Here is a 24,581-nt window from a genome sequence, read left to right on the forward strand (position 1 = left end):
AATCACCTATGAAATCGGCAGTTCTGGCCTCGTCCCTCATGCTTGGGGGGGCTGCAATCGCGGCTGCAGGGGATGACTCCCCTGTGAACCCAGCGCTCGCCGATTCCAGCTGGCCGATATTCCATCGCAATACCTATGCGCAGGCTGCCGGCAGCCTCCCCGCGCCCCGCCCCAACGACCGCCTGGTCGCCCAGAGGCAAGATAGCGCACCGGGCGGCACTTCCCCGTGGACGGTGTTAGGCACGACTTACGACGATGGCAGTCAGCCGGTGTGGGGGTCTACGCGCAAGGGCGTGGTCAAACATCTGTTGCGCGCAGAAAAATTCGAGCAAATCGGATTTGTAGACCTCTCGCGCGGGTGGTTCGAATTCGACTGGAATCTGGCCGTGCTGGCGGACGGCAACGTGTTGACCACGAACCGCCGCCGTAACAGCTATGTGCTGGTCGGTGACGCACGTCCCGAGTGTCCTGAATGCGATCCGGTTGCCAAACGGCAGATCGCAATCCCGAAAGACATCGGTGAAATCACCGTGCATTTCACCGTTGCTTACGACGGCACACTAATCGGGCTCCTTGAAAAAAGCAGGCTGGTGGCTGTCGATCTCGCCACCGGTAAGGTAAAGGCGACGTTCGACATGGGCCTCGCGGCCAGCGATGTATCGTTTCACAACGCTTTCCCGATCGACGAGACCGGCCGCCTGATCCTTGCCAGTCAGGAAGCGGTGACGGCAGTCGACTGGACTGGACAGACTTTCCGGCGGGCATGGACCGCGTCCTATGATTTTCGCGGCCCCGGCTGTACCGCGCCGAAGAGAGCCTCGAAGTTGCGTGAAGTCCTGAAAGTCGCGCGCGGAGAAACCTGCACCGGCAGTGGAACTACCCCGACATTGCTTGGAGATCCGCAGTCCGGTGTGATGATCACGGTCGACGGGCACGCTCCGCAGAACAACCTCGTAGCCTTCTGGCGCGGCGACATTCCAGCTGACTGGAAAGGCCTGCCTGGCCTCGACCGCCGGGTGGCGGGTCTGATTGCCCTGCCCCGGTCTTCTCCGGAGGGCAAAGGTTTCACGGCAGAGAATTCTCCTGCTGTGCTCGGCAATTCTGTCTTCGTGGCACAATGGGCGGGCTTCAAGCCAGGTTGCGACGCCCCGCGCGGTGTCCAACGCGTCGATTGGGACAAGAATGCGCGCCGCTTTCGTCTGGTGTGGGTCAATGAAAAAGCACACTTCAACGGCGTGCCCACTGCCTCTTTGTCGTCTGGGTTGGTATTTGGAGTGGGTCGCGGAGACGACTGCCGGTATCATTACCGCGGTTTGGACATCGTCTCGGGTGCGATCAGTCTCGACCTGCCCTTGAGCGATGGTGCCGAGTACAATGACCAAGGCAACCAGCACACTGTCGCGGCCGACAGGTCCATTCTGTTCGCATCTGAAAAGGGTCTTGTCCGTATCCGGCCGGATTGATCTCACGTGACTGTATTTGTCGGGTGCCGGTATCAGACCCTAACTGACGCAAATAATTCACCTACAGATGACAATGTACGCGCTAGCCTTGAGTGCTCGTAAATTCCTCGACCAAGGCTCGCAGCTGCGCATGATGCCCAAGTAACAAGTGACCACCCCGCTCGAACGCGACAAGGCGGGCCACGGGGATACGCCGCGCTATTTCCTCGGCGATCGCGAAAGGATTAAGGCTGTCGTCTTTCGCGTGCACGACCAGTGTTGGTGCGCTGATCGCTTCGAGTCTGTAGGTTGCATCCGGATCGACCGCAGCGCCTTCGTTGCCAACGCCGACAAGCCGATCCGAGGCTGGCAGAAAGGTGTCAACAAGGCGATCGACGAACTGCACCTCTTCAACTGGGAGACCTTCGAGCAATTCCGGGCGCGCATCGAAGGCGCTGCGCAACTGGCCGGACGCGATTGTCGTCAAGGCCCAGTAGATCGCGTCATTGCCTAGCAAAGTCGAATAGGCCCAGGTCGGGATCGGCCGTTCCTCGACCTCCGGGCTGAAAGGCGTGAACGGGGCGGAGGACAACAGCACCAGCCGGTCCGTTCGATCGGGAAACATCTCTGCGAACTTAAGCGCGGGAGGTACCCCGCCGGACATGGCAAGAATGCTCGCCCGTTCGATTCGGAGCCGGTCGAGCAGGTCCAGCATCGCCTCTGCCTGCGCCGCAGTGGACGGATTGGAGGGCATGACGCTACCGAGGTAACCGAAGCGCGAGACCGCGATGAACCGGTGGCGATTGCCGCCCACAGCCTCTGCCAGCAGTCGGCCCTGATCGAACCCGCCGCCTGCGCCGTGGATCACCAGCACCGGCGGGCCTTCACCCCAGCTGACGTACTCGATCGGCCCGTGACGGGTTGCCGCCAGCGAGCGCTCAGCCGCGAGTTCGGACCTGCGCTTGTCGGCTGCGCGGTTGCCTAGGATGGAGACGCTCGCGCCTAGCACCGCCAGACTGCCGATAATCGCCAATCCGATCCTCCAACGCCGCTTCATGGCTAGCGCGCCTCGTAATGCGTCAGAAGCATGTGGCCATAGGTGAACGGTCCCTCGGGCAAATGCCAGATTGCGTCACCTTCGCTGGCGAGCCGCCAGCCGCCGAAGTCGCGATAATTGCCCAGCGGTGTGGTCCAGCGGGCAATCGTCAGGCTGCCGTCCTTTTCCAACATCCCGCGGTCTTCGGATACGAAATCGACCAGCTCTCCCGCTTCATTGAAGATCAGCTCGGCTGAAACTGTATTGGGTCCCAGAGTGAAGTCGACCCTAGCGTGGGTGTCGTCGATCGCGGTCCATTCGAGCCGTGGGTCAGTCAGGCGCGAGGGCGCAAAGAACGCAATGTCATTGAGGATGGTAACGGTCTCGGTCCGTGTCAGCTCCGGCCCGCCGATGTTGACGACATTGGCCAGCCCCGCGAGCCGCACGCGCATGGTCGCCTGATCGCGGTTGAAATCATGGAGCACGGCGACAGGAAGCCCCTTCATCTTCGTGCTCATGAAGAACAGACGGTGAGGCGCGTCGAAACGCTCGTACTGGACCACTGGCCCGGTCATGCCGGGCTTGCCCGGCGCGTCGTACATTGCCGCATCGAAGTGCATGACGATCTCGGTGACGACGGGTCGTCCAAGCGAGCCAGTGAGCGCAATGTAGCGTCGGACCGGTTCGGGGAGCGGCGCGATATCCGCTTCGGTCAGAACGGGCATTTCCGCCATCGGTTCTGCCGCTGCTTCGGCCCGGCGAGCATCGAAAGCGCGCGAAAGACCGGTCGACCAGGCATAGAGACCTCCGCCAATGGCGATCACCGCGCCGGCTGCGACGAACCACATGATCGTTCTCCTCTTCATTGGGGGCGCCTCACACCAGCACCTCACTTACGGGTCGCCGCAAAGACATCGGCAATGCGCGCGCCTTGCCAAAGCGGATCACGAGGTCGGGTCGCTTGCCTGGAATGCCAAGCCAGTTCGCGAACTCGGGGCGAATTTCGGCCACTTCGATCGGCATATTGAGATGCGCGTGGCGCACGCCCAGCACGGTTGCTTGCAGCGCGAAGCGCTGAAAGCTGCGCCCGACATTGATCCAGCCTTCCTCGTCGTCCCGCTCGGCGACAAAGACCACGACCCCGGCCGAAGAATTCATATGCCCGGCGTATTTCTCGTTCTCTGAGTCCTTGGAAAAGAACTGGTCGAACATCAGGCTGCCCAGCCAGCTTGGCGATGTCGGATTGTCCGAGCAGGCGGTAAACAGACCATCATGGGTTTCGAGCGCTGCGTCGGGATTGAACCTGATCCAGTCCTTGAGTTCCTGCACGAACGCCGGATCATCGCACTGGACGCTGTTTCCCTCGATCACATAGTCGAGCACCCCGTCCATTCTTGCGCGGTCGGTGAGGAACAGCGTCTCTACCCCCGGCATGGATGCCGCCTGTTCGAGCAGCCGCAATTCATGCAGCGAGAGCGGTTGTCCGTCGTAACTCGACCGCGTCGACTGTCGCCGCGCAATGGCATCGAGCAGCTCACGGTCGCTGGCCGCGCCTTGCCTCAGCGCCACGTTGATCGAGGTGGTCTTGCCGTCGAGATTGATATTGGCTTCCCCGGGACGACCGCGCGCCCGTCCAGCAATCAGTAAGTTCTCCGCGGCACAGCCAAGCGTCACGAAAACATGGTGATCGTCCGGATCGACGACCGGGCAGTTGCGGGACAGATCGGGGAGAATATCGACCGCATCAGACCCGAGCCGGAATTTCCAGGGCTGAGTGTTGTGCGAATTGGGTGCGAGCGTTGCGTATCGCACCAGATCCATCAGCTGCGGCTCAACCGGCAAAGGGGCGCGAAGGGCACTTACCGCCGCATCATATTCGCTCATACCGCGGCCGCTGCATCCGCCAACCAGCGCCAGTGACGATGCCGCCCCGCCCGCGGCCAAAAACTCACGCCTCGAAAATTTCATGTGACGCCTCCCATTAAATGGGATCGACTCAGTCGGACGATCAGCAGTTCTGAAAGATGTCCGATTTATACCAAGGCTGTCAGTTTCTTCGTTGATCGAAATCAAACATCAAACAGCAGGGACAGGTTCACGCCCTTTCCCAGCCTTCTGGCGATACGTTCATTTGCAGGTGCTCGGCGGTTTCCGCAGCATGTTCAACTCCACCACTCGCGTCATTCCGATCATTCTTCGATCCGACATGGGTTCCCTTCTGCGACATTTCGTTACACTGATCGACTTGCGTCCTTGGACTAGCCGTGTTTGTGAGATGTTTCTCACAAAAGGAATTCGGGACGTAATTGGATGCTGCCGTCTTACCGTACAGATCTTGCCGCTGCGGCGGCACTGGTGCTTCTTTCTAGTTGTGGCGGGAGCGATTCGTCATCGCCCTCTCCTACCTCGACCCCTCCGTCAACTTCGGTCGATCCGCTGATTGTGGCAGCACGCGCTTTGCCTGCCATGCCAAAAGACTCGGCCGGCCTGCTCGCTTCGGGACTCTCGCGTACTTCGACGTTTGCGTCGGGGACTCCTTACAACGATCTCGAATATACCTTGTTCGACACCGACTATGTCGAAGGAGAGACGGCGGGCTACGATACCTTTCTGCCGGTTGATCCGTCAGTCTCGGCGCCGGGATCGGATCGCGTCAACATTATCAATGCGGTCAACAACATCGATCTGCTGGAAGCCTACGATGCGCCTGCTGGAGACCGGATAATCCTTGGCACCGCTGAATCTCCTTTGCCATTTTATACACGGGGGGCGGACGGGCAGGATAACGACTTCGCGGTCGTGACGAATTTCGACTATCGCAACGGTCACATCCAATTGCGGGGAAGTGCAGCCGATTACGGGCTGATCCGTTGCACTACCGCCGACGGGTGCGACACCGACGGGTTTTACCTGTTCCATACCGCAACCGGCACCCCGGACCTGGTTGCCTTCATTTTTCCGTGCGACGACATTGCCCTCCCGATCAGCGGTAATCCTCCGGCTAATCCGCGCGCTCTGTGCAACAGCGACAGCCGCCTCAGTCTTACAAATTCCGCGCAATTCCGGTTTGCCACTCCCCTTCCTGTCACTCCGTCGCTCGCCTCGGTCGCGGCCCAGATCGGGACTTCCGGCAAGGAAATCATCGGCGGGACGACGGTCGATGCAGCGGGCAATCATTATCTTCTTGGCGCGACGGATGGCAGTTTCGCTTCGACTGCGGTCGGCGGGCATCGGATCGTCGTGAGGCAACTGCGACCTGATCGGTCGCCGGGGTGGGTGTTTGAATTACCGCTTTCTGATGGCAGCCTCTTGTTCGACGCGGCCTCGGACGGGACCCACCTCTACGTGGTCGGCCGAACCCTGAGTGCCCTTCCCGGCTTCACCAACCGGGGTCGCTGGGATGCGATAATCCTGAAACTGCGGATTTCCGATGGCGCGCTTGTCGCAAGCACGCAGTTTGGGAACGAAGGTCTCGACGGCTTTGGCAATGTCGTGCTCGACGATGCCGGCAACCTGTTTGTTTCGGGCAGCGGAAGCCCTGCCGGTGCAACCGGAACAGACGACAGCCACTTGGTGGCAAAATATCGCACCGCAGATCTTGCGCGGGTCTGGAACCAGATCGTGCCGCCAGCGGCATCGGGGCGGATTTTCGTTTCGGAGGCCTGGGGCGGCCTGAGCTATGTTCCCGGCGCCTCGCCAGGCAATGGCAGATTGATCGCGGGAGGATGGTTCATGACCGCAGGTGGATCAGATGGCTTTCTCGAAGTGTGGGACAATCTTTCTGCAGCCAACCCGGCGCGAACCGCGAATGCGGTCATATCGAGCGGCGGCACTCAGGCCGACTGGATCCTCGACAACGCAGTTGACGCCGCGGGCAATATCTACGCGGTCGGCTTTACTACTGGGCAGCTCGGTTCGCAGCGCGGCGGACAGGGCGACGCCTTTGTCGCTCGCTTCGATCCGCAATTACAGAACCCCGTTTACCTGCAGCTGGGCACGACACGGTCGGATCAGCTGCGCAAGCTCGACATCGCATCCGACGGGACCCTGTTCGCGCTTGGTTATACTTACGGCGATTTCAACGGCAGCACAAATGCGGACCGAACTTTCGCGACTGGTGACGTGCTTCTGGCCAAGATCGATCGCAACCTGAGCCTGGTCTCGTCGATCACTTTCGGAACGTCCGGAGAAGAGCGGGGTTATCTCGCCTTGGCAGGATCGAGCCTGTTCGTAGGGGGAATGACCGAAGGTTCGTTGGCCACCGGCTCGCGCGGCTCCTTCGACTTCTTCGCTACCACTGCCAGCACGTCCAGCCTCGCATTACGATAAGGGGAAGGTGATATGCCCAAGTCCTTAGGATGGATCGCCGCGCTCAGCGTTGCCACCGCGCTACCGCACCCGGCGCTTGCACAGGACCACGCGGGTCACGACCATGGCGGTCAGCCAACTGAAAACCGACATCGGCTGCCGCCAATATATGACGCGCAAATTCGTCAAGCGGGCGAGACCATCAAGGCCAAATTCGGAACCCCGGACCTGGCGCTTGCCGCAGGTTACCGCCAACCTCGGTCTGGCACCCCGACAATGGGTGAACATTGGGTCAATCCCTCCTTGGTTCGCCGTCCGGACATCGATCGCAATTGGCCGGAAATACTGATGTTCGCCGAGATCGGCGGCGTCAAAACCCTCGTCGGCGCAGCCTGGATCCGCCGCGAGGAAGCCGGAGCAGCGGAACCCGCGCTGTTCGACGGTGTGTCGGGCATCTGGCACCGTCACGAGGCGAGCGATCCCCTGATACAGGCGATGCTTGCAAACCGGACTGGAAGTGAAGGACGGTTGTAAGGCGGCGTTCGCACTCCCCCGGAACGCTCAGCGCTAAGGTACCGGAGACAGCGCGACGGTACGGGGCGGGGAATGCGAGTCCAGCGTAGCGCGTTCTCATCGTTCGGAATTACTATGTCCCATCTCTGGTTCATTCCGAACCCGTCTGGTCCGTTTGCCGGTCATAACCACTGGCTGCCGTTTATCGCCGTAGGGCTGCCGACGCCTTCGCCAGACAAGTCGCGCGAGGTGGGACCTGCAGTGCTTGCGGTCGCTGAAGCCCTTCCCGCAAGCTTACTGGTTGAACGCGGATACACTGTGCTTTCCAGCGAAGGGAAATTGAAAGTCGATGGCTTGAGGCAAGACATCGCTGCGTTGGCAGTGACCTATCGCTCCGCGTTGGATGGCGGCAATGCATCGGTGGCGCAAAACGCACTAGCAGAGATTGCTCAACGCTGGCGTTCAATCCGGTCGGTACACTCGCGCTATCTGCCGGAGCGCCAGAGTGCTCTGCTAGACATAGCCTACGCCAACATCATTTCCGGCGAGGCTCACCATGCCCGGTAACGGCGTTGACCCCACTTTTTGCGACATTCCAATGCCCACCCGAAGTCAGAAGCTGAAGCTGGCGGAAACGCCGTAGGTCCGTGGATCTCCGCGGAAGCACCGCACTGCTGTGCTGCCCGTTCCAGTTACTCCTGGTGCCACGAGACCGCTCTGACCCGTAAAAACCTGATTGTTCAGGCCGAGTTGTGCGCCGAGCGGTTGGTAAAGCGTCGCCTGGCAATAGGCTGCGTCGGTCAGGTTCGTCCCGAACACGGACAGCGACCAACGACCCTCGTCGTCCTCGATCGTCGCGCGACCTCCGAGCAGCGCGTAGCCGTCCTGAATGGTCTGGGGATTCCCGTCGTTCGTGCCGCCGGTGAAATGATCGCCTGTAAACGACAGGTTGCCATTCAGACGCCACCGCAAACCGGAGTTACCGAGATCGCCCTGCCAGTCGGCCGAAAACGAACCGCTCAACTCCGGCGAATAGGCGTTGGGCAGCCCATTGAGGTTTTGGACCGCAGCCGGATTGGCAACGCCGCCGACCGTCACCGGGAAGCCCGGGAGACCCGAGCCGTTCCGATAGTCCGTGAAAGCGGAGTCGAGATAGGCGAGCGAGCCGCGAATGGTGAAATCGGGTATCGGTCTGATGACCGTATCGAATTCGAACCCCTGCTGGCGCAGATTGCCGGCATTGCGGAAGGAGAATGTCACGCCATCGAAAGCGCGATCCTGGAAGCCCTCGATATCCATGCGGTAGAAGGTGAGGTTGGCGATCAGGGCACCATCGAGCCAGCTCGTCTTTGCACCGATCTCGTAGTTCTTGACCGTCTCACGATCAAAAACGCGAGTCGTAACGATGTTGCCACTGGAATCGAGGATCGGAACGCCAGCCGCATCGACCCGGGTCTGCGCTGGCGAGCCGCCGCCGGAGTTGTATCCCGCAGACTTGTATCCGGTGGTGTAGGTGGCAAACAACAGGATGTCGTCGGACGGCTCCCACGTGAGGCCAACACGATATGTGAAACGCCCCTCTCCGATATTCGGAAGCTCCAGCACCTCCGGTGACCGGAATGGTGCCGCAAATGGCGTCGCGATGGTCTGGTCGAACCTCGCCGATTTGTCATCATGCGTATAGCGCATGCCGCCTGTGAGCGCGAGCCTGTCCACGATCCGAAAGGTCCCTTGCGCGTAGGCCGCAAGGCTTTCGACGCTCTGGCCGAAGATCAAGTTGGTCGCATTCGGACCACCCCCTCCGGCGAGAAACGCATTACAGGCATTTCGCTGTGCGACGACCGGCGGCGCGGAAGCCGCGAACAGTACGTTGCAAAACTGCGCCTCGATGTTGAGACGCTCGGTCAGGCGATAGTCCTCCTGGAAATAATAAAGCCCGGCCACGAGATCGAAGCGACCAGCCAACCACTCCCCGGTAGGGGAGAGAAACTGCAATTCGTGGTTGTGGCTTTTCGATCCATAGTCCGACTGGCGGGAGGTAAACGCAACCGGCAGAAACAGGATGTCGCCATCGAGCTGGCTGTTGTCCCAATCGCGAAAACTGTTGACCAGACGCAAGGTGCCAAGAGCGCCAAAATCATAGCTGAAGTCGCTAGAAACGCCCCAATGGCTATCTTCCAGGTCGAGATTGAGGACCTGGTTTGCCCGGCGATCCTCGAAGTTTGTATCGGGAAGTCGGCCGCCGAGACGAGCCTGAAGGGCGGCCAACTGGGCAGGGGTGACCGAAGTAGCCACGAAATCGACATTCCCGACACCGTCGCCGGTCGATCGGGCATAGTCCCCGCGTATAATCCAATCGACCGGCCCGGACTCAAGTCTCGCGCTCAGACGCAGCGCCAGATCGTTCGAACCGCCGAACCGCTGGCCATCCAGTTCATTCGTCCAATAGCCGTCAAAGGCTTGATAAAGGCCCGCGAGCCGAAAGGAGAGAGTTTCGCTCGCGGGCAGGTTGATGTAGCCATCAACCTTGTAGCGGTCGCCATTTCCGGCTTCGGCTGAAACACGGCCGGAAAATTCGGGTTCTGGTGTAGCCGTGCGCAACGACAGCGCACCAACGCTTGCATTGCGACCGAACAAGGTTCCTTGAGGACCGCGGAGGACCTCGACACTCGCAATGTCCAGCATATTGCCGACCAAGGTTCCAGGACGGGGAACATAGACTCCGTCGACATAGGACGCGACACTGGGCTCAACCGCGTTATTTGCGAAAGCTCCGACGCCGCGCACGTTGAGGCGGAAATTCGCAACCTGCGGCCCGCGCTTTGCGGTAAAATTCGGCGCAACGGTCTCGAGATCTTCGATCTGCGAAACGTTGGCTTGCTGTAATTGATCGGAACCCAGCGCGACAATCGAGATCGGAACGTCCTGAACATTCTCAGCCCGCTTCTGCGCGGTGACGATGATGACGTTCTCGTCATTTACGACTTCGCTCGGTGGGGTAGTCTCGGCGGACTGTGCCAAGGCGACACCGCTGGCCTGAGTCAGAAGCAGGGCACCTAGCGCGATTTTTCCAGTCATATCCCTCTCCCTTACTCAATCGGGTCTTCGCCCAAGGCTTTTCTGAGAGGTCTCTCATTGAAGGGGATTTGTCAAGCCTGGGGGAGCCGGACGTGCACTGCTTCCTTCAAGTTCTCATTGCGCTGAGTACGAAAGTCGAGTTTCGCAACGCTGCTTTCAAACCACCCGGTTGGTTTGAATTCCGAGATCGATACCGAGGGTGGGATCATAAATCCGGCTCTCGATCACGTCCCCGTCCTTGAGATACTCTGCTCGTTTGAGCTGCCCCTTCATGAACGCGGAAAACCGTCGTTTTGGAGACAGGAATCCGCCCAGCGCCTGAACGAAAGCGCCGGGCGGATGCAGCGCAACGCCGCCGGGCGTGCCGGTGGCGATCAGATCGCCCGCATCGAGATCCATGATCGTCCCGATTTCGCTCAGCGTTGCCGCGGGATCGAAAATCATCTCAGACGCGGCCGAGCTCTGCCGGACTTCGCCATTCACCTTCAGCTCGAGGCGAAGGCTGCCAATGGCATCCCATTCCTCGGCGGTCGGCAAAACCAGCCATGGCCCGACCGGTGCGAACGTGCGGTAGCTTTTCGCCTTGTGGAATTGGCCATGGCTTATCTGGACATCGCGCGCGCTGATGTCGTTGACGATTACAAGTCCCCCCAGCCATTCGCCGAGCCCGCCGCTTCGCACCTCAATTGGCCCGTCGATCCGCTTCCGTAAAACAAGACCAAGTTCGATCTCGTAATCGAGCAGGCGTACGTGCGCGGGTCGCACTATTTCGGTATCGGGCGGTGAGATGGAGGAAGATGCTTTCGTAAACAGCACGTTGTTGACGATGTCGGCCGGATTTCCCCCAACTTCGCGAACATGATCGGCATAGTTGGTCGCCTGGCAGACGAAGCGCGCGTCCCGGGTCACGGGACTGAGAAAACTGCCGGACACGGGACCGCCTATGTTGCCCTCGGCAATCGCCTGCGGCCCGCCGTGTTCGAAAAAGGCACGGGTGGTAGGGAATTCACCCACAATAAGACGGCATTCGCCGACCTTCTCGACCACCCATGTCGCCACGCCATTCACGTTCAGTCTCGCGACCCGTCCAGCCATACCAAATCCCCTATTTCAGCCAGGGCCGCGGCCGCGCCTTGAGCGAGGCCATGACCGATTTGAGCCGCGCCAACGAAATGCGCCCCGCAACCAGATTTCGCAGGGCAAGAAGAAGCAATCCTGGCGAGACTCCTTCGAAATCGGTTGGCTGATCCTGGCCCCACATCCAGGTGCTGCCGCGGGAAAACCGCGAATACCTCGTCGGGACTGCGGCATCGAACATGTCGCCGTCAGCATAGTGCTCCATCAGATCGCCCCAGGGATCGCGCCAGTAATCGAAAATCTGACTACCATAGTAATGTCGACCCATGCCCCAGCCATGCCGCCACCCCCCTGCCTTGAGCACTTGCTGTCCCTGGCCCACAGCCTCGATATCTCTCACCTCGTAGGCGCTGTGCATATAGACCGCCCCAACCCCACCTGCGATCGCCACAGTATGATGGTCGCTCGGCTCATTCCCCAGATCGAGGCGGCAAAACGCTAGGTTCACGCTGCCATCTGGCAAAACCTGCGCATCGCTGGGGATCAGGCCGAGATGGCGCATCCACCAGTCGATTGTCGCGTCGAAATCGCAGCATTGTAACACGACATGGCCCAGCTTCATGATCTGTACCGGCTCCAGTGGTGGACGTACCGACAGGTTGGGTCGTCCCACAGCGTGAGTGCTGTTGGGGACGCTTGCGGGTGCACGTAAAGTCACCGGGATAGTTGGTGTCTGCCCGTGAATGAGCTCGACCTCGAACCCGTTCGGATCGGTCAGAATTACCTTCTGCCCCCCGCCCGGCCCTGCTTCCGCAAGGATCGCGCTGGCACCGGCGGCTCGAGAAGCGCGCTCGAAATCGTCATGGCTTTCGACGACGAAGCCCACACCGACAAAACGCGACTTCGGACCCTTGCGGGCGTGATAAACGAATGGGTCTACTCCGCATCCCCGCATGTAAAGATCTGAATCGGATTGCCGCGCAATCGACATTCCGAAATCTTCGAGGAACCGCAGCTGTCGGGCGAGGTCGGGTTTCTCGAACCGGATGTAGGCGAGGCGGGCGGCGCGCAAAAGCGGCTCAGGACGTTCGATCGCTTTCACCTGCGACGGATCAAGATCCTCGAAGAGGGCTGCGATCGGATCGGTGGCGTTTGCCGTGCGCACGCATCAAGCCCGCATGTAAAAGGGCAGAAAGCTTGCATCGTCGTCGCCGATTTCTCTCGCGACGAGATCGTTGAGCCGCTGGTTCAGGGATGCAATCTGGCCCTCGAAAGCGGGGTCCCTGGCCAAGTTCCGGATTTCCGCAGGATCTGCAGCTGTGTCGAACAGCTCAAGATCGTAATTCGCGAAGAGGTCGGTGGGATTTCGAGCCGGGTCCATGACGATCGGCGACCCATAACGCGCAAATTTCCAGCGTCCGTCATAGATCGCCCTCATCTGTCCGCGAGCGGTCAGGTTTTCCTTGACCAGTTCACGCATTGCGAAAAGTCGGCCCGGCATCGACTGCTTGCGGACGGCGTCAAACTTGCGCACGCTCTGGTGGCGCTGGAATGCGATCGAGGACCAGAGCAGCAAGACACCCGTATCGGCGCGTGGCGACGGTGCGCCAGGCTCGAACACGAGCCGCGAAAAGTCGCGCCCGACGATCATCGGCATCTGTTCCCTGAGGACCGGTCCGGGAACACCTGCCAAACCGAGCAGCGTCGGGACCCAGTCGATATGGGAAAGGGGATACGAGATCTCGGCCCCTTTGGCCCCGTCCGGATGGACGATGATCGCTGGCACATGGTTCTGCTCGCGGAAAACGCCGGTACCCTTGCCCCTGATGCCATGGCTGCCGAGTATCTCGCCGTGATCGGACGTGAAGACGACGATCGTGTCGTCCATCATTCCCGACGTTTCCAGCGCGTCGAGCAAGCGCTTGAGATGCCGGTCGCTGTCGCGCGTGCAATTCCAGTAGTAATTCTGCATCTCGCGACCGGCGTCACGATCTTCGTAATCGAAATGACCCATCGCCTCGGAAAAGGTCAGGTGGTATTCCTGTACCCCGGAAGCGCGTCCTTCATAGGTTGAAGGCCCGAAATTTTCCGTAAGCTCGTATCCCAGATCCTCCGCGTAAAGCGGATCCTCGAACGGGGGTCTGGCGCTTGCATCGGGAAATTGCGACACCCGCGTAGCGGTCATTTCGGGCCCGCTCGTGTAATACATGATGTCGTGCGGATTGAGCAGGTTCACCGAAAGGAACCACGGCCGCTCGTCACTCTGTCGCCGACGGATGAACCCGATCGCCCGCTCCACCGTTCGATCGTCATGCTGCCAACCGGTCAGCGGGCCATCCGTTTCCTCGCCATTGTCGGTCTCGTCGAAACCGTAGCTCTTGATTGTACGATTGATTTGCCTGCGTTGCTCGGGTGTGGAACCAGTCTCATCCTCGAAATGTGACAAGTGCCACTTGCCCGCGTACCCGGTCGTATAGCCTGCATCCTGGAACAGCGTTCCAACGGTTGGCCGATCGGTTCGCAGGGGCGTTGAATAGATGATGGGCGCGTTATCCCACATCCCGTTCACCGGAGATTGCGCACCTGAGGCGATGATCCCGCGCGCAGGCGAGCACAGCGCGTTGGGCGTCTGAAAATCGGTAAAGTGGACGCCGTTTTCTCGCAGCCATTGCCGCGCTGGCGCATGCTTTTCGATAAATCCGGAGGGATATTGCGACCAGCCGCGCTCCTGGTCGGAAAGGACGAACAGCACGTTGAAACGTTTGCCCTTGGGACGATCGAAATGGCCCCTTGGCGCGGGGCCGGGCTGCATAGCCCACCAGGTTGCGGCGCCCGCTGCTCCTACTGCCGACGCAGCGATGAGCGCGCCTCTGCGAGTCACTCCCATCGCGCAATCTCCTGTTTTTCGCCGATCTTGAGGATGACCTTGCCATTGGCCTTGCCGCTTTCCAGCCGTTCTTGCGCCTCCGCAGCTCGATCAAGCGGCCAGACGCTGTCGACAGGTACTACGAGCTCGCCGCCATGAATCATCCGGCCCAAAGCGGCCAGCGCATCGGGCTGCGCCTTGAACAACACCCAATGAGCGCTTTGCCCAGCTGTCTTGAGCCTACGGTTGAGCTGGCGAAGCTGTCGTTTTGCAGCCAACATTCCGCGGATGATGCCGTGGTCGTCAACCAGCGAAAGAGTCGGATGGATCACTGTGACATAACGGGCCTCGGAGGAGGTTTTGAGCAAGGCGATCAACTGCGCCTGCTCCGCTGCATTGGCTGTGCATATGACGAGATCGAATTGGCCCGCCCGATCCGAAAGGTCAGTAGTGGCGTAGTCGATCGCTTCGTCTGCGCCCATCGAGAGCACGGCATCGATCTGATCGGCCGCACAGCTTGCGATTACATGGGCCCCGAGCGACTTCCCAATCTGAACGGCCATGGCGCCGACGCCGCCCCCGCCGCCCTGCACAAAGAGTTTTTTGCCGCTTCGCGGGCTCAACCCTCCTTCGTTCACCACTGCATTCCAGGCCGTAATGAAAACATAAGGAGCGCCCGCGACCACGGCGGGATCCATTGTCGTAGGAAACGGAACCAGCAAATCGGCACGTGCCACCACGTAGTCGGCAAAACTGCCGGAGCTCGATGGCGGCTTGACCCCGAGAACCAGAACACCGGAAGCAAAGCGCTCGGCACCTGCTCCGACTTCGGTCACCACACCGCAAACGTCATTACCCAGCGTAACGGGTCTGTTGAGCGCGCCGCGCAGCGACATGATCCTCTGTCCGTAACCCTGCCGCCTGAGGCAGTCGATGTGATTGACTGAGCTTGCGAGCTGCCGCACCAGAACCTCGCCTTTTCCGGGGCTGGGACGGGCCGCTGCGCTTTCTATTACCGTTACATCCCTGGCGGGACCGAACTCGCGGAATTGCACGGCGCGCATGATGTCGCGCGGAGGCTTTTCAAGCACACGCTTAAGATTGGTCAGGCCACGCTTTAGCCGCGGCCCCACCACTCGTGGAAATACGCGGCGGCCAAACCAGGCAAATAAGCCCTCTCCGCGTGAGCCGGCTTGCCACTCGAAGACGCATTTATTCTCTCCTGCGGCTACGACCCGATAATCGAACCGCGGCAAAACCGGCACCAAGTCGGCTTCGATCGCAAGATGCATGTCCGCTTCGTTGGCCACCACGACTTCCACGGAGATTTCTTCGACACCGCCACCGGGCAATTCTGCGAGTTCCGAATATCGTTTGCCAACAACGCCAATGGGTTTGTCGTCCAGCGATCGCATCCGCAGTATGCCTGGGAACCACCGTGGATAATTTTCCATGTCCCGAATGAACGACCAGGCTTCCGCAGCGGGAACAGAAAGTGCGACGCGACCGGCGAGCAACGTACCGCTCTCACGCAATTTCTCTTGAAGAATGGTCCCGCTCATACCTGCGCTAACATAATGAGATATCTCTCATTGACTAGGTGGCAGATGGGTGAGATGTCAAGTGCGGGGCTGTTTGGTGCTTCGGAACGCGTTCAATCGGAAGGAAAGAGAAGATGGGCACGCATGTCGGCGAGACGATCCACTGCCGCTTGCCGGGACATTATCGCGCGGTTCGCCAGCCACCATTGTACAACTTCTGTGGTCATTCCGAAGTCGGCAAGCGCCGCAAGATCCGCATCGAGATCCGGGCGAAACCGGCCTTCGCGGATACCGCTCGCAATTTCTTCGCTGCGTTGACGGTGCAACACGGCCTGGAAAGCATTGTGCGCTTCGGAGTATCCGCCGCGTTCATCCGCCACCAGGCGGAACAGATCCTCGCATTCTTCCGCGAACTCGAAGATCACCCCAACCTCCAATCGGTCACGTGCCTTGGGCGTCAGGTCGCCTGTAGACCCCTCGCGCAGTCGGCGACCAAGCTCCATCGCAGCCTTCGTCAGCAACGCGCGATAGAGATCCTCGGTCGAGCGAAAATGAAGGTAGAAGGTACCGTTCGCAAGTCTTGCACGGCGGCAGATCGAGGCAATGCTGGCCGCCCTGAGGCCCTTTTCGCCAAACTCGGCCAGACCCGCTTCAAGGATCCGATCACGCGTGTCCAAACCTTCCATCGCATCAGGCGCGGCGCGGGCGGGCGTTCTGCTCATGCAAACCACCTTGCGCAATCGCGCGCGGGAATTCCAGCTTTATGACGACAACTACATGATGAGAGGAAACAACTGTGCAAATTCTTCGCACTCCCGACGACCGTTTCAGGAATCTTCCAGGATACGCCTTCGTCGCCAATTTTTGCGAGCTTCCGGGCGATCCTGGATTGCGCATGCACTATCTCGACGAAGGGCGGTCGGAAACCGGGGCGCCAATATTTCTTTGCCTGCACGGCCAGCCAAGTTGGTCGTATCTTTATCGCAAGATGATACCAATCCTCGCTGAGGCCGGACGGGTCATCGCGCCCGATCTCATTGGTTTCGGGAAGTCGGACAAGCCCGATGACGACAGCTTCTACACGTTCTCTATGCATCGCAACAGCTTGCTCGCCTTCATTGACACTATGAACCTGACCGACATTACACTGGTGTGTCAGGATTGGGGTGGCTTGCTCGGGCTTACTTTACCGATGGACCGGGCAGACCGTTTCTCTCGGCTGATTGTCATGAACACGGCGCTCGCGACCGGCGACCGGGATCTCGGTCCCGGTTTCGAAGCCTGGCGCGCATTCAACCGTTCGCAGCCCGATCTCGACGTCGCGGCACTCATGCAGCGCGCGACCCCGATCCTTAGCGAGGCAGAAGCTGCGGCTTATGGCGCCCCCTTCCCCGATGCGAGCTACAAGGCAGGAGTGCGGCGCTTTCCCGATCTCGTGCCCGCAGGACCCGATGTCGACGGCGCTGCGATTTCGCGCAGAGCACGCAAGTGGTGGAGCGATGAGTGGGCTGGACAGAGCTTCATGGCGATAGGTGCGCAGGATCAGGTTATAACGCCTGTTGCAATGGAAGCGTTGCGCCAGACGATCAGAGGATGCCCTGAACCGCTCATAATCGAGGAGGCGGGCCATTTCGTGCAGGAATGGGGCTCAGCAGTCGCCAACGCTGCCCTGAGGTCCTTTTCGCAGCGCAATGCTGCTGGCGCTTAGGATTACGACTGTTCTCGCTGGTCCTACTTTTGGGACAACGGACCTTCTGTTTGGCCAATCGCAACTAGGCACACTCGCGACAAAAGCTCGTTTCGCTCGACTGGCAAAGCTGTAATTCCGGACGAGAAACAGATGCCCTGCCCGCTGCCGCCCGCTTGTGCTTAGATCTCAGCAGAAACTCGAGCTCCGGATAGAAATCGGGACCATTCGAGGAGCCCCTTTTTGAAATAGCTTCGACACGCCGTTGTACTTGGGAGAGAATCTTCTGTTCGTTCGACGGTCGCAGTTGGGGGTATCGCCCGATTCCATGAGAACCGACAAGACCCCAACCGATACCCCCACAAAGCCCCGGCTTCAAGCGAACACATGCGGACGCATACGGCCCCAGGCGAACTAGCGTAGTAGCACATCTGCTATTGAAATCAGGGATTTGGGCCGAAAATCCGGACGCATGCGGAAGCAAGCGAACCCATGCGGATTCGAGATTGGTAGCGGAGGAGGGACTCGAACCCCCGACACGCGGATTATGATTCCGCTGCTCTAACCACCTGAGCTACTCCGCCCCGAAAGGCACCTGCAGGGCGCGTCAGCCCTCGGCAGGCGGCGCATTTAGGGCGGGGAGTTGCCCCGGTCAACCGCCAATCAGGCCTTTTCACGGCCCCGGAATGCGAAGTCGCGATTATGCTGCCACGGGCCACCGATGTAACGGTAGAGGCCGAAGCCGCGAAAGGCGAACCGGCGCAGTTCGATGGTGCCCTCCAGCGCAGACTGCAGCGCTTTTGCCTCTGCCGGCGACACCTTGTTCTGGATGGTGACGTGCAGCCTTGGCCGGTTCTGATCCTGCGCCGTCAACAGCCCGCGCAAGTGGTCCGCGATGCCGTCGCGCAGCCTCAGGATCCCGGGGCTCTCGAGCTTGAGTGCGGTACCCCGGCCCAGCGACATGAGGCCGAGCAAGTGCGCGTCGACGGGGGCGAACTCCGCTGCGAACCGCTTGAGCACTCCCTCCAGCTCAGCCTCGCAATCCGCGGGGACAGCGTGAAACAGCGTTACATGCGCTTCGAGGTAGTTGCGCTCCGGCGGGAAGTGCCGCGTCCGCAAGGCGGTGGCCCAGGCGTGAAGATCGCCGGGCAACAACGCGGTGACGATCAGCGGAGCAGCGTGCCCCGCTACGCCGTTCACATCTCGCCCCGCTGCCGGCGCAGTTCATACCACTCGGCGACATTCGCATTGTGCTCGTCCAGCGTGTCGGCGAACTTGTGCCCGCCTGTGCCGTCGGCCACCATGAAGAGCGCACTGGTGCTGGCCGGATCGAGAACCGCCGCGATCGATTCCCGGCCCGGGTTCGTAATGGGGCCCTTGGGCAGGCCCAGCATCGAATAGGTGTTGTAATCGTTGATCGCGCGCAGCTCCGACTGGCGGATGCGGCGGCCAAGCGGCTTGCCCTTGGTAATCGGGTAGATCACGGTCGGATCGGCCTGCAGCAACATGCCGGTCTTGACCCGGTTGGAATAAAGCCCTGCCACCATGCGCCGTTCCGATGGCTTGCCGGTTTCCTTCTCGACGATCGAGGCCAGCGTCACCGCTTCCTCGATACTGTCGACCGCAATGCCCGGCTTGCGCTTGGGCCAGGCCTCGGCGAGGTAGTTGCGCATCGCCGCCTGCATGCGGGCAAGCACGGCCGTCCGCGCTTCCCCGCGTTCGAAGCTGTAGGTATCGGGCAGCACCGAGCCTTCTTCGGGCACGGGTATGTCGCCCGTCAGCAGATCCTCCGCCATCAGCTTTTCATAGACGAGGATGGACGGCATACCTTCGGGGATGGTCACGAAGCGGTTGATGGTTTCGCCGCTCTGGAACATCGACAGGATCGACGCGGGGCTGGCGCCGGCCGGCAGCGCGAATTCGCCGGCCTGGATCGCATCGCCGCCGCCGAGTATCTTCGCGCGCAGGAGGAACGCTTCGGCCGAGGCGACGATGCCTTCATCCTCCAGCTTGCGCGCGACCGATGTCAGGCTGGAACCCGACGGGATGATGAAGTTCGTATCTTTCTGCAGCGCGCTCGCACCATACCAGCCGTAGGCGAACCAGCCCCCGGCAAGGACGGCTACCAGCGCTGCGACGGCGAAAAGCCGGCGGATCATGCCCATCAGTCGAGCTTCTGCATCACCAGCGAGGCATTGGTCCCGCCGAAGCCGAAGCTGTTGTTGAGCACTGCCCGGACTTCGCGGCTCTTGGCCTTGAGCGGAACGAGGTCGACGCCCTCGGTGCCCTCGTCGGGATTGTGCAGGTTGAGCGTCGGCGGAACCACCTGGTCGCGCATTGCAAGCAGGCAGAAGATCGCCTCCACAGCGCCCGCGCCGCCCAGCAGGTGGCCGATGGCGGACTTCGTGCTGCTCATCGACGCGCCGCCAAGATCGTTGCCCAGAACGCGCTTCACGGCGGCCAGTTCGATAGTGTCGGCCATGGTCGAGGTGCCGTGGGCGTTGACGTAGTCGATGTCGCCCGGCTTCAGACCGGCCTTGCGCAAGGCCATCTCCATCGCGAGCTGCGCGCCCAGCCCGTCGGGATGCGGCGCAGTGACGTGATAGGCATCGCCCGACAGGCCATAGCCGGTCACTTCACCGTAGATCCTGGCGCCGCGCGCCTTGGCGCGTTCGAATTCTTCGAGCACGACCACACCCGCGCCCTCGCCCATGACGAAACCGTCGCGATCCTTGTCGTAGGGACGGCTCGCTTCGGTCGGGCGATCGTTCATGCTCATGTTGAGCGCGCGCGCCTGGGCGAAACCGGCAATTCCAAGAGGATTGACGGTGCTTTCCGCCCCGCCCGCCAGCATCACGTCGGCATCGTCCATGGCAATCATCCGCGCAGCATCGCCGATCGAGTGAGCACCGGTCGAACAGGCCGTCACGACCGCATGGTTGGGACCCATGAAGCCGTATTTGATGGTGACCTGGCCGGTGATCAGATTGATCAGGCGGCCATGGACGAAATGCGGCGAGACCCGGCCCGGGCCACGTTCGTGCAGGTTGACCGATTCGATCTCGATGCCCGGCAGGCCGCCGATGCCCGATCCGATCGAGGCGCCGGTGCGGCGTTTCTCTGCCTCGGACATGTCGGTCAGGCCGGCATCTTCGAGCGCCTGCCCCGCGGCATCGATGCCGTAGATGATGAAGGGATCGACCTGCCGCTGGATCTTGTGGTCGACGCGCTTGTCGGGGTCGAAGCCCCAGGGATGATCCTTGCCCTTGACCTCGCAGGCGATGGTGCATTTCTGCCCGACGGGATCGAAGCGGGTGATCGGCCCGGCACCGCTTTCGCCCGCGATGAGATTTTTCCAGGTCGTCTCGACATCACCGCCGAGCGGGGTGACGAGGCCAAGTCCGGTGACAACTACGCGGCGCATGCAATTCTCCGTCGATATGGAACAGGCCCGGCCCGCAGATGGGGTCGGGCCTGTCAGTCCCCGCCCGATCGGCGGGGTACAAAGCGCAAAACGGCTTAGCCCCTTGGCTTAGCCCTTGTGCTCTTCGATGTACTTGGTCGCGTCGCCGACGGTCGAGATCTTCTCGGCTGCATCATCGGGGATTTCGACGCCGAATTCTTCTTCGAAGGCCATCACGAGTTCGACGATGTCCAGGCTGTCGGCGCCAAGATCGTCGATGAAGCTGGCTTCCTGGGTGACCTTGTCGGCCTCGACGCCAAGATGCTCGACGACGATCTTCTGCACGCGTTCAGCGGTATCGCTCATTATTTGTCCCTCTGCTTGGTGGGGTTTGTATATTGGATTTCGCCCTAATGAACGCAAGGCCGCTGCGCAAGAGGCGAGCGCCGCTGCATGGGGTCAGATTTCCTTCTTCGGCGGCTCGACCACGCGCAGGTGCAGCTCGCGCAGCTGCTTCGGCTCGGGCAGGCTGGGCGCGCCCATCAACAGGTCTTCGGCCTTCTGGTTCATCGGGAACAGCGTGATTTCGCGCAGGTTCTGCGCCCCGCACAGCAACATCACGATGCGGTCCACGCCAGCGGCCATCCCACCATGCGGCGGCGCGCCATACTGGAAGGCGCGGTACATGCCTCCGAAGCGTTCGATCACATCGTCCTTGGAGAGGCCGACCAGTTCGAACGCCTTGACCATTGTTTCGGGCTTATGATTACGGATCGAGCCCGAGGCGAGCTCATACCCGTTGCAGACGAGGTCGTACTGGTACGCGTTGATCGTCAACGGATCCTGCCCCTCCAGCGCTTCCATCCCGCCCTGCGGCATGGAGAACGGGTTGTGGCTGAAGTCGACCTTCTTCTCGTCCTCGTTCCATTCGTAGAACGGGAAATCGACGATCCAGGCGAATTCGAAGCGGTTCTGGTCGATAAGGTCCAGCTGCTCGCCCACTCGGATGCGGGCAGCGCCCGCAAGCTTGGCCGCGTCGGCTTCCTTGCCCGCCGCGAAGAACAGGCCGTCGTTCTCGCCCAGCCCCAGCTCGGCGTAGAGCGCTTCCATGCCTTCGGTGCCGTGGTTCTTGGCGATCGGGCCGCCGAACTCGCCGCTCTTGCGGGTGACATAGCCGAGTCCGGCGAAACCTTCCTTGCGCGCCCAGTCGTTCATGTCGTCGAAGAACTTGCGGCTCTTTTCATGCGTGCCCGGCGCCGGGATAGCGCGGACGACACCGCCGCCGCCGACGATCTTCTCGAACAGGCCGAAGCCCGAGGTAGTGAAGTGCTGCGACACATCGGTGATCACCAGCGGGTTGCGCAGGTCGGGCTTGTCGGTGCCGTACTTCAGCATCGCTTCGGCATAGGGGATGCGCGGGAAGCTGCCTGCGGGCGTCACATGCTTGCCATCGGCAAAGGCTTCGAAGGTCCCGGCAATGACCGGTTCCATCGTGTCCCACACCTCTTCCTGGGTGACGAAGCTCATTTCGAGGTCGAGCTGGTAGAATTCGCCCGGCAGGCGGTCGGCGCGCGGGTCCTCGTCGCGGAAGCAGGGTGCGATCTGGAAATAGCGATCGAAGCCCGAGACCATCAGCAGCTGCTTGTAGATCTGCGGTGCCTGCGGCAACGCGTAGAACTTGCCGGCATGGATGCGGCTCGGCACGAGGAAGTCGCGCGCGCCTTCAGGGGACGAAGCCGTCAGGATCGGGGTCGAGAATTCGTTGAAGCCGACCTCGGCCATGCGGCGCCGCAGGTCCGCCACCACCGCCACGCGGGTCATGATGTTCCTGTGCAGCGTCTCGCGCCGCAGGTCGAGGAAGCGGTAGGTGAGGCGGATATCCTCAGGGTAAGGCTGCTCGTCGGCGACCGGCAGCGGCAGTTCCTCGGCCGCACTTTGGATCGTCACCGACTTGGCGAAGACTTCGATGGCGCCGGTCGGCAGGTTGGCGTTGACCGTCCCTTCGGCGCGCGCCTTCACGACACCATCGATGGTGACGACGCTTTCCGCGCGCAGTTTTTCCAGCACCGGCAGCGCCGCCGAGTCGCTGTCGGCCACGATCTGGGTCAGGCCGTAATGGTCGCGCAGGTCGATGAAGAGCACCCCGCCATGGTCGCGCTTGCGATGGATCCAGCCCGACAGGCGGACCGTTTCGCCGACTTCCGCCGTCGTCAGCGCTGCACAGTTGTGGGTACGATAGGCGTGCATCTAAAATCTTTCCATTTTCGGAGCTATGAGGCTAAGGGCGCGCGCGTTCGCGGGCACGGTGGGCCGAGAAGGCCCCTAGCCGGAATTCGCGCGCGCTAACAGGGGATGCACCGCAGTTTGTCAAGTGCGGCGCGTTCCCGGGAATACTCCCGAGTTGCGGTACTCCGCACACCTAAGAAATGACCTATGAAGATACATGACCTGATTACCGATACCGAAACGCTCCGCCAGCTGTGCGAGCGGCTCGCCAAATCCGACTTCGTCTGCGTGGACACCGAGTTCATGCGCGAGAACACCTACTGGCCCGAACTCTGCCTGATCCAGATCGGCAACAGCGAAGAAGCCGCAGCAGTCGACCCGCTGGCGCCCGGTATCGATCTCGCGTGCCTGTGGGACCTGATGTGCAACAACGAAGACGTGCTCAAGGTCTTCCATGCCGGCGGGCAGGACGTCGAGATCGTCTACAATTTCACCGGCAAGACCCCGCACCCGATCTTCGATACCCAGATCGCGATGATGGCGATCAGCCAGTCCGAACAGATCGGCTATGCCAACTTGGTCGAAACCTGGATGGGGCTGACGATCGACAAGGGTGCGCGCTTCACCGACTGGAGCCGCCGCCCGCTGACGGATCGGCAGATCGAATACGCCATCGGCGATGTCACCCACCTCGCCACGATTTTCCCGCGTATCCTCAAGAAGCTCATCAAGACCAAGCGCGGCGGCTGGCTCGATGCCGAAATGGAAAAGCTGGCCGATCCGGCCAATTATGCGAATAATGCCGACCTCGCCTGGCGCCGCATTCGTTCGCCCGGACGCAACCCGCAGGTGCTCGGTCGCCTCAAGGCACTCGCCGCGTGGCGCGAGGCCGAGGCGCAGCACAAGAACATCCCGCGCGGCCGTATCGTGCGCGACGAGACGCTGGCCGACATCGCCAGCCACCCGCCCAAGTCCCAGGCCGATCTCGCCAAGGTCCGCGGGCTCAGCCAGGCTTGGCGCGACAACGACATCGGCAAGCGGCTGATGAAGTGCCTCGAAAAGGCCGAGCCGCTGCCCAAGGAGGAAATGCCGGAGAAGACCGGGCACGGCGCGCCGCTCGGCAAGGAAGGCGCGCTGGTGGCCGACCTCCTGAAGCTGCTGCTCAAGATCCGCGCCCGCGAAATCGACATCGCTGCCCGCCTCCTTACCCGCGCCGACGAGATGGAGGCGCTAGCCGCCGGCGTGCGCGACCTGCCGATCCTGCAAGGCTGGCGCTACGAGATATTCGGCAAGGACGCTCTCGACCTGGTCGAAGGCAAGCTGGCCTTTGCGGTGAAGAATGGCCGGCTGACCATGACCCATGTCGATGATGTCGTCGATGACCTGAAACAGGCAGCGGAATAA

Annotated in this window: 20 protein-coding genes and 1 tRNA gene; 6 read left to right on the plus strand and 15 right to left on the minus strand. The window is 61.0% G+C overall.

Annotated features, from left to right (window positions below; translation table 11 throughout):
- Positions 1-8: 8 nt before the first annotated feature.
- Entirely contained in the window at positions 9-1,463 is a 1,455-nt protein-coding gene (locus tag WAB17_RS13745) for a hypothetical protein (protein ID WP_435417908.1), read from the plus strand.
- Between the two features lie 82 nt (positions 1,464-1,545).
- Here WAB17_RS13745 and WAB17_RS13750 read toward each other — a convergent pair whose 3' ends face one another.
- The 3 genes from WAB17_RS13750 to WAB17_RS13760 are packed head-to-tail and all read right to left on the minus strand — an operon-like array spanning position 1,546 to position 4,551.
- Complete coding sequence (locus tag WAB17_RS13750) at positions 1,546-2,499, minus strand: alpha/beta fold hydrolase (RefSeq protein ID WP_435417909.1); 954 nt, start codon at positions 2,497-2,499, stop codon at positions 1,546-1,548.
- Between the two features lie 2 nt (positions 2,500-2,501).
- Positions 2,502-3,326, minus strand: a complete 825-nt coding sequence (locus tag WAB17_RS13755) for a DUF6544 family protein (RefSeq protein WP_435417910.1) — start codon at positions 3,324-3,326, stop codon at positions 2,502-2,504.
- A 28-nt stretch (positions 3,327-3,354) separates the two neighbouring features.
- The gene (locus tag WAB17_RS13760; RefSeq protein WP_435417911.1) at positions 3,355-4,551 is read right to left on the minus strand and encodes an Acg family FMN-binding oxidoreductase; all 1,197 of its coding nucleotides are present in this window, start codon (positions 4,549-4,551) and stop codon (positions 3,355-3,357) included.
- A 486-nt stretch (positions 4,552-5,037) separates the two neighbouring features.
- Between WAB17_RS13760 and WAB17_RS13765 the strand changes: the two genes are divergently transcribed.
- The 3 genes from WAB17_RS13765 to WAB17_RS13775 all read left to right on the plus strand — a co-directional run bounded on the left by WAB17_RS13765 (position 5,038) and on the right by WAB17_RS13775 (position 7,866).
- Positions 5,038-6,807 carry a hypothetical protein gene (locus WAB17_RS13765; RefSeq protein ID WP_435417912.1) on the plus strand — a complete coding sequence of 590 codons (1,770 nt, stop codon included), beginning with the start codon at positions 5,038-5,040 and terminating at the stop codon, positions 6,805-6,807.
- 12 nt (positions 6,808-6,819) lie between these two features.
- Positions 6,820-7,320, plus strand: a complete 501-nt coding sequence (locus tag WAB17_RS13770) for a hypothetical protein (protein WP_435417913.1) — start codon at positions 6,820-6,822, stop codon at positions 7,318-7,320.
- A gap of 114 nt (positions 7,321-7,434) precedes the next feature.
- Positions 7,435-7,866, plus strand: coding sequence for a hypothetical protein (locus tag WAB17_RS13775; protein WP_435417914.1), 432 nt, complete (start codon positions 7,435-7,437; stop codon positions 7,864-7,866).
- Between the two features lie 45 nt (positions 7,867-7,911).
- Here the strand turns inward: WAB17_RS13775 and WAB17_RS13780 are convergent, their stop codons facing one another.
- The 6 genes from WAB17_RS13780 to WAB17_RS13805 form a co-directional block, all read right to left on the minus strand.
- On the minus strand, positions 7,912-10,377 hold the full coding sequence (locus tag WAB17_RS13780; RefSeq protein WP_435417915.1) for a TonB-dependent receptor: 2,466 nt from the start codon (positions 10,375-10,377) through the stop codon (positions 7,912-7,914).
- A 156-nt stretch (positions 10,378-10,533) separates the two neighbouring features.
- Positions 10,534-11,472 carry a fumarylacetoacetate hydrolase family protein gene (locus WAB17_RS13785; RefSeq protein WP_435417916.1) on the minus strand — a complete coding sequence of 313 codons (939 nt, stop codon included), beginning with the start codon at positions 11,470-11,472 and terminating at the stop codon, positions 10,534-10,536.
- Between the two features lie 10 nt (positions 11,473-11,482).
- A complete protein-coding gene (locus WAB17_RS13790; RefSeq protein ID WP_435417917.1) occupies positions 11,483-12,619 on the minus strand; it encodes a VOC family protein in 1,137 nt (378 codons plus the stop codon).
- A gap of 3 nt (positions 12,620-12,622) precedes the next feature.
- Positions 12,623-14,206 (minus strand): sulfatase-like hydrolase/transferase, encoded by a 1,584-nt coding sequence (locus WAB17_RS13795; RefSeq protein ID WP_435417918.1) that lies wholly within the window; start codon positions 14,204-14,206, stop codon positions 12,623-12,625.
- A 125-nt stretch (positions 14,207-14,331) separates the two neighbouring features.
- Positions 14,332-15,882, minus strand: coding sequence for a zinc-binding dehydrogenase (locus WAB17_RS13800; protein ID WP_435417919.1), 1,551 nt, complete (start codon positions 15,880-15,882; stop codon positions 14,332-14,334).
- 92 nt (positions 15,883-15,974) lie between these two features.
- Positions 15,975-16,583, minus strand: a complete 609-nt coding sequence (locus tag WAB17_RS13805) for a TetR/AcrR family transcriptional regulator (protein WP_435417920.1) — start codon at positions 16,581-16,583, stop codon at positions 15,975-15,977.
- Between the two features lie 74 nt (positions 16,584-16,657).
- Here WAB17_RS13805 and WAB17_RS13810 point away from each other — a divergent pair, with 74 nt between their 5' ends.
- Complete coding sequence (locus WAB17_RS13810) at positions 16,658-17,569, plus strand: haloalkane dehalogenase (RefSeq protein ID WP_435417921.1); 912 nt, start codon at positions 16,658-16,660, stop codon at positions 17,567-17,569.
- Between the two features lie 486 nt (positions 17,570-18,055).
- On the opposite strand, the gene WAB17_RS13815 is transcribed toward WAB17_RS13810, so the two are convergent.
- The 6 genes from WAB17_RS13815 to aspS all read right to left on the minus strand — a co-directional run bounded on the left by WAB17_RS13815 (position 18,056) and on the right by aspS (position 23,198).
- Positions 18,056-18,132, minus strand: a tRNA-Met gene (locus WAB17_RS13815).
- A 79-nt stretch (positions 18,133-18,211) separates the two neighbouring features.
- Complete coding sequence (locus tag WAB17_RS13820; RefSeq protein ID WP_435417922.1) at positions 18,212-18,748, minus strand: 2'-5' RNA ligase family protein; 537 nt, start codon at positions 18,746-18,748, stop codon at positions 18,212-18,214.
- Positions 18,745-19,707: an endolytic transglycosylase MltG gene (mltG, locus tag WAB17_RS13825; RefSeq protein ID WP_435417923.1), complete on the minus strand. Its 963-nt coding sequence runs from the start codon at positions 19,705-19,707 to the stop codon at positions 18,745-18,747. Before mltG ends, WAB17_RS13820 begins: the two co-directional genes overlap by 4 nt.
- Positions 19,708-19,712: 5 nt before the next feature.
- A complete protein-coding gene (fabF, locus tag WAB17_RS13830) occupies positions 19,713-20,972 on the minus strand; it encodes a beta-ketoacyl-ACP synthase II (RefSeq protein WP_435417924.1) in 1,260 nt (419 codons plus the stop codon).
- Positions 20,973-21,080: 108 nt separating this feature from the next.
- Positions 21,081-21,317 (minus strand): acyl carrier protein, encoded by a 237-nt coding sequence (locus WAB17_RS13835; protein ID WP_120717626.1) that lies wholly within the window; start codon positions 21,315-21,317, stop codon positions 21,081-21,083.
- Positions 21,318-21,410: 93 nt separating this feature from the next.
- Complete coding sequence (gene aspS, locus WAB17_RS13840) at positions 21,411-23,198, minus strand: aspartate--tRNA ligase (protein WP_435417925.1); 1,788 nt, start codon at positions 23,196-23,198, stop codon at positions 21,411-21,413.
- A gap of 186 nt (positions 23,199-23,384) precedes the next feature.
- On the opposite strand from aspS, the gene rnd reads away from it, so the two are divergent.
- On the plus strand, positions 23,385-24,581 hold the full coding sequence (gene rnd / locus WAB17_RS13845; protein WP_435417926.1) for a ribonuclease D: 1,197 nt from the start codon (positions 23,385-23,387) through the stop codon (positions 24,579-24,581).

The sequence above is a fragment of the Parerythrobacter aurantius genome (assembly GCF_045291475.1).
GTDB classification, from domain to species: Bacteria; Pseudomonadota; Alphaproteobacteria; order Sphingomonadales; family Sphingomonadaceae; genus Parerythrobacter; species Parerythrobacter aurantius.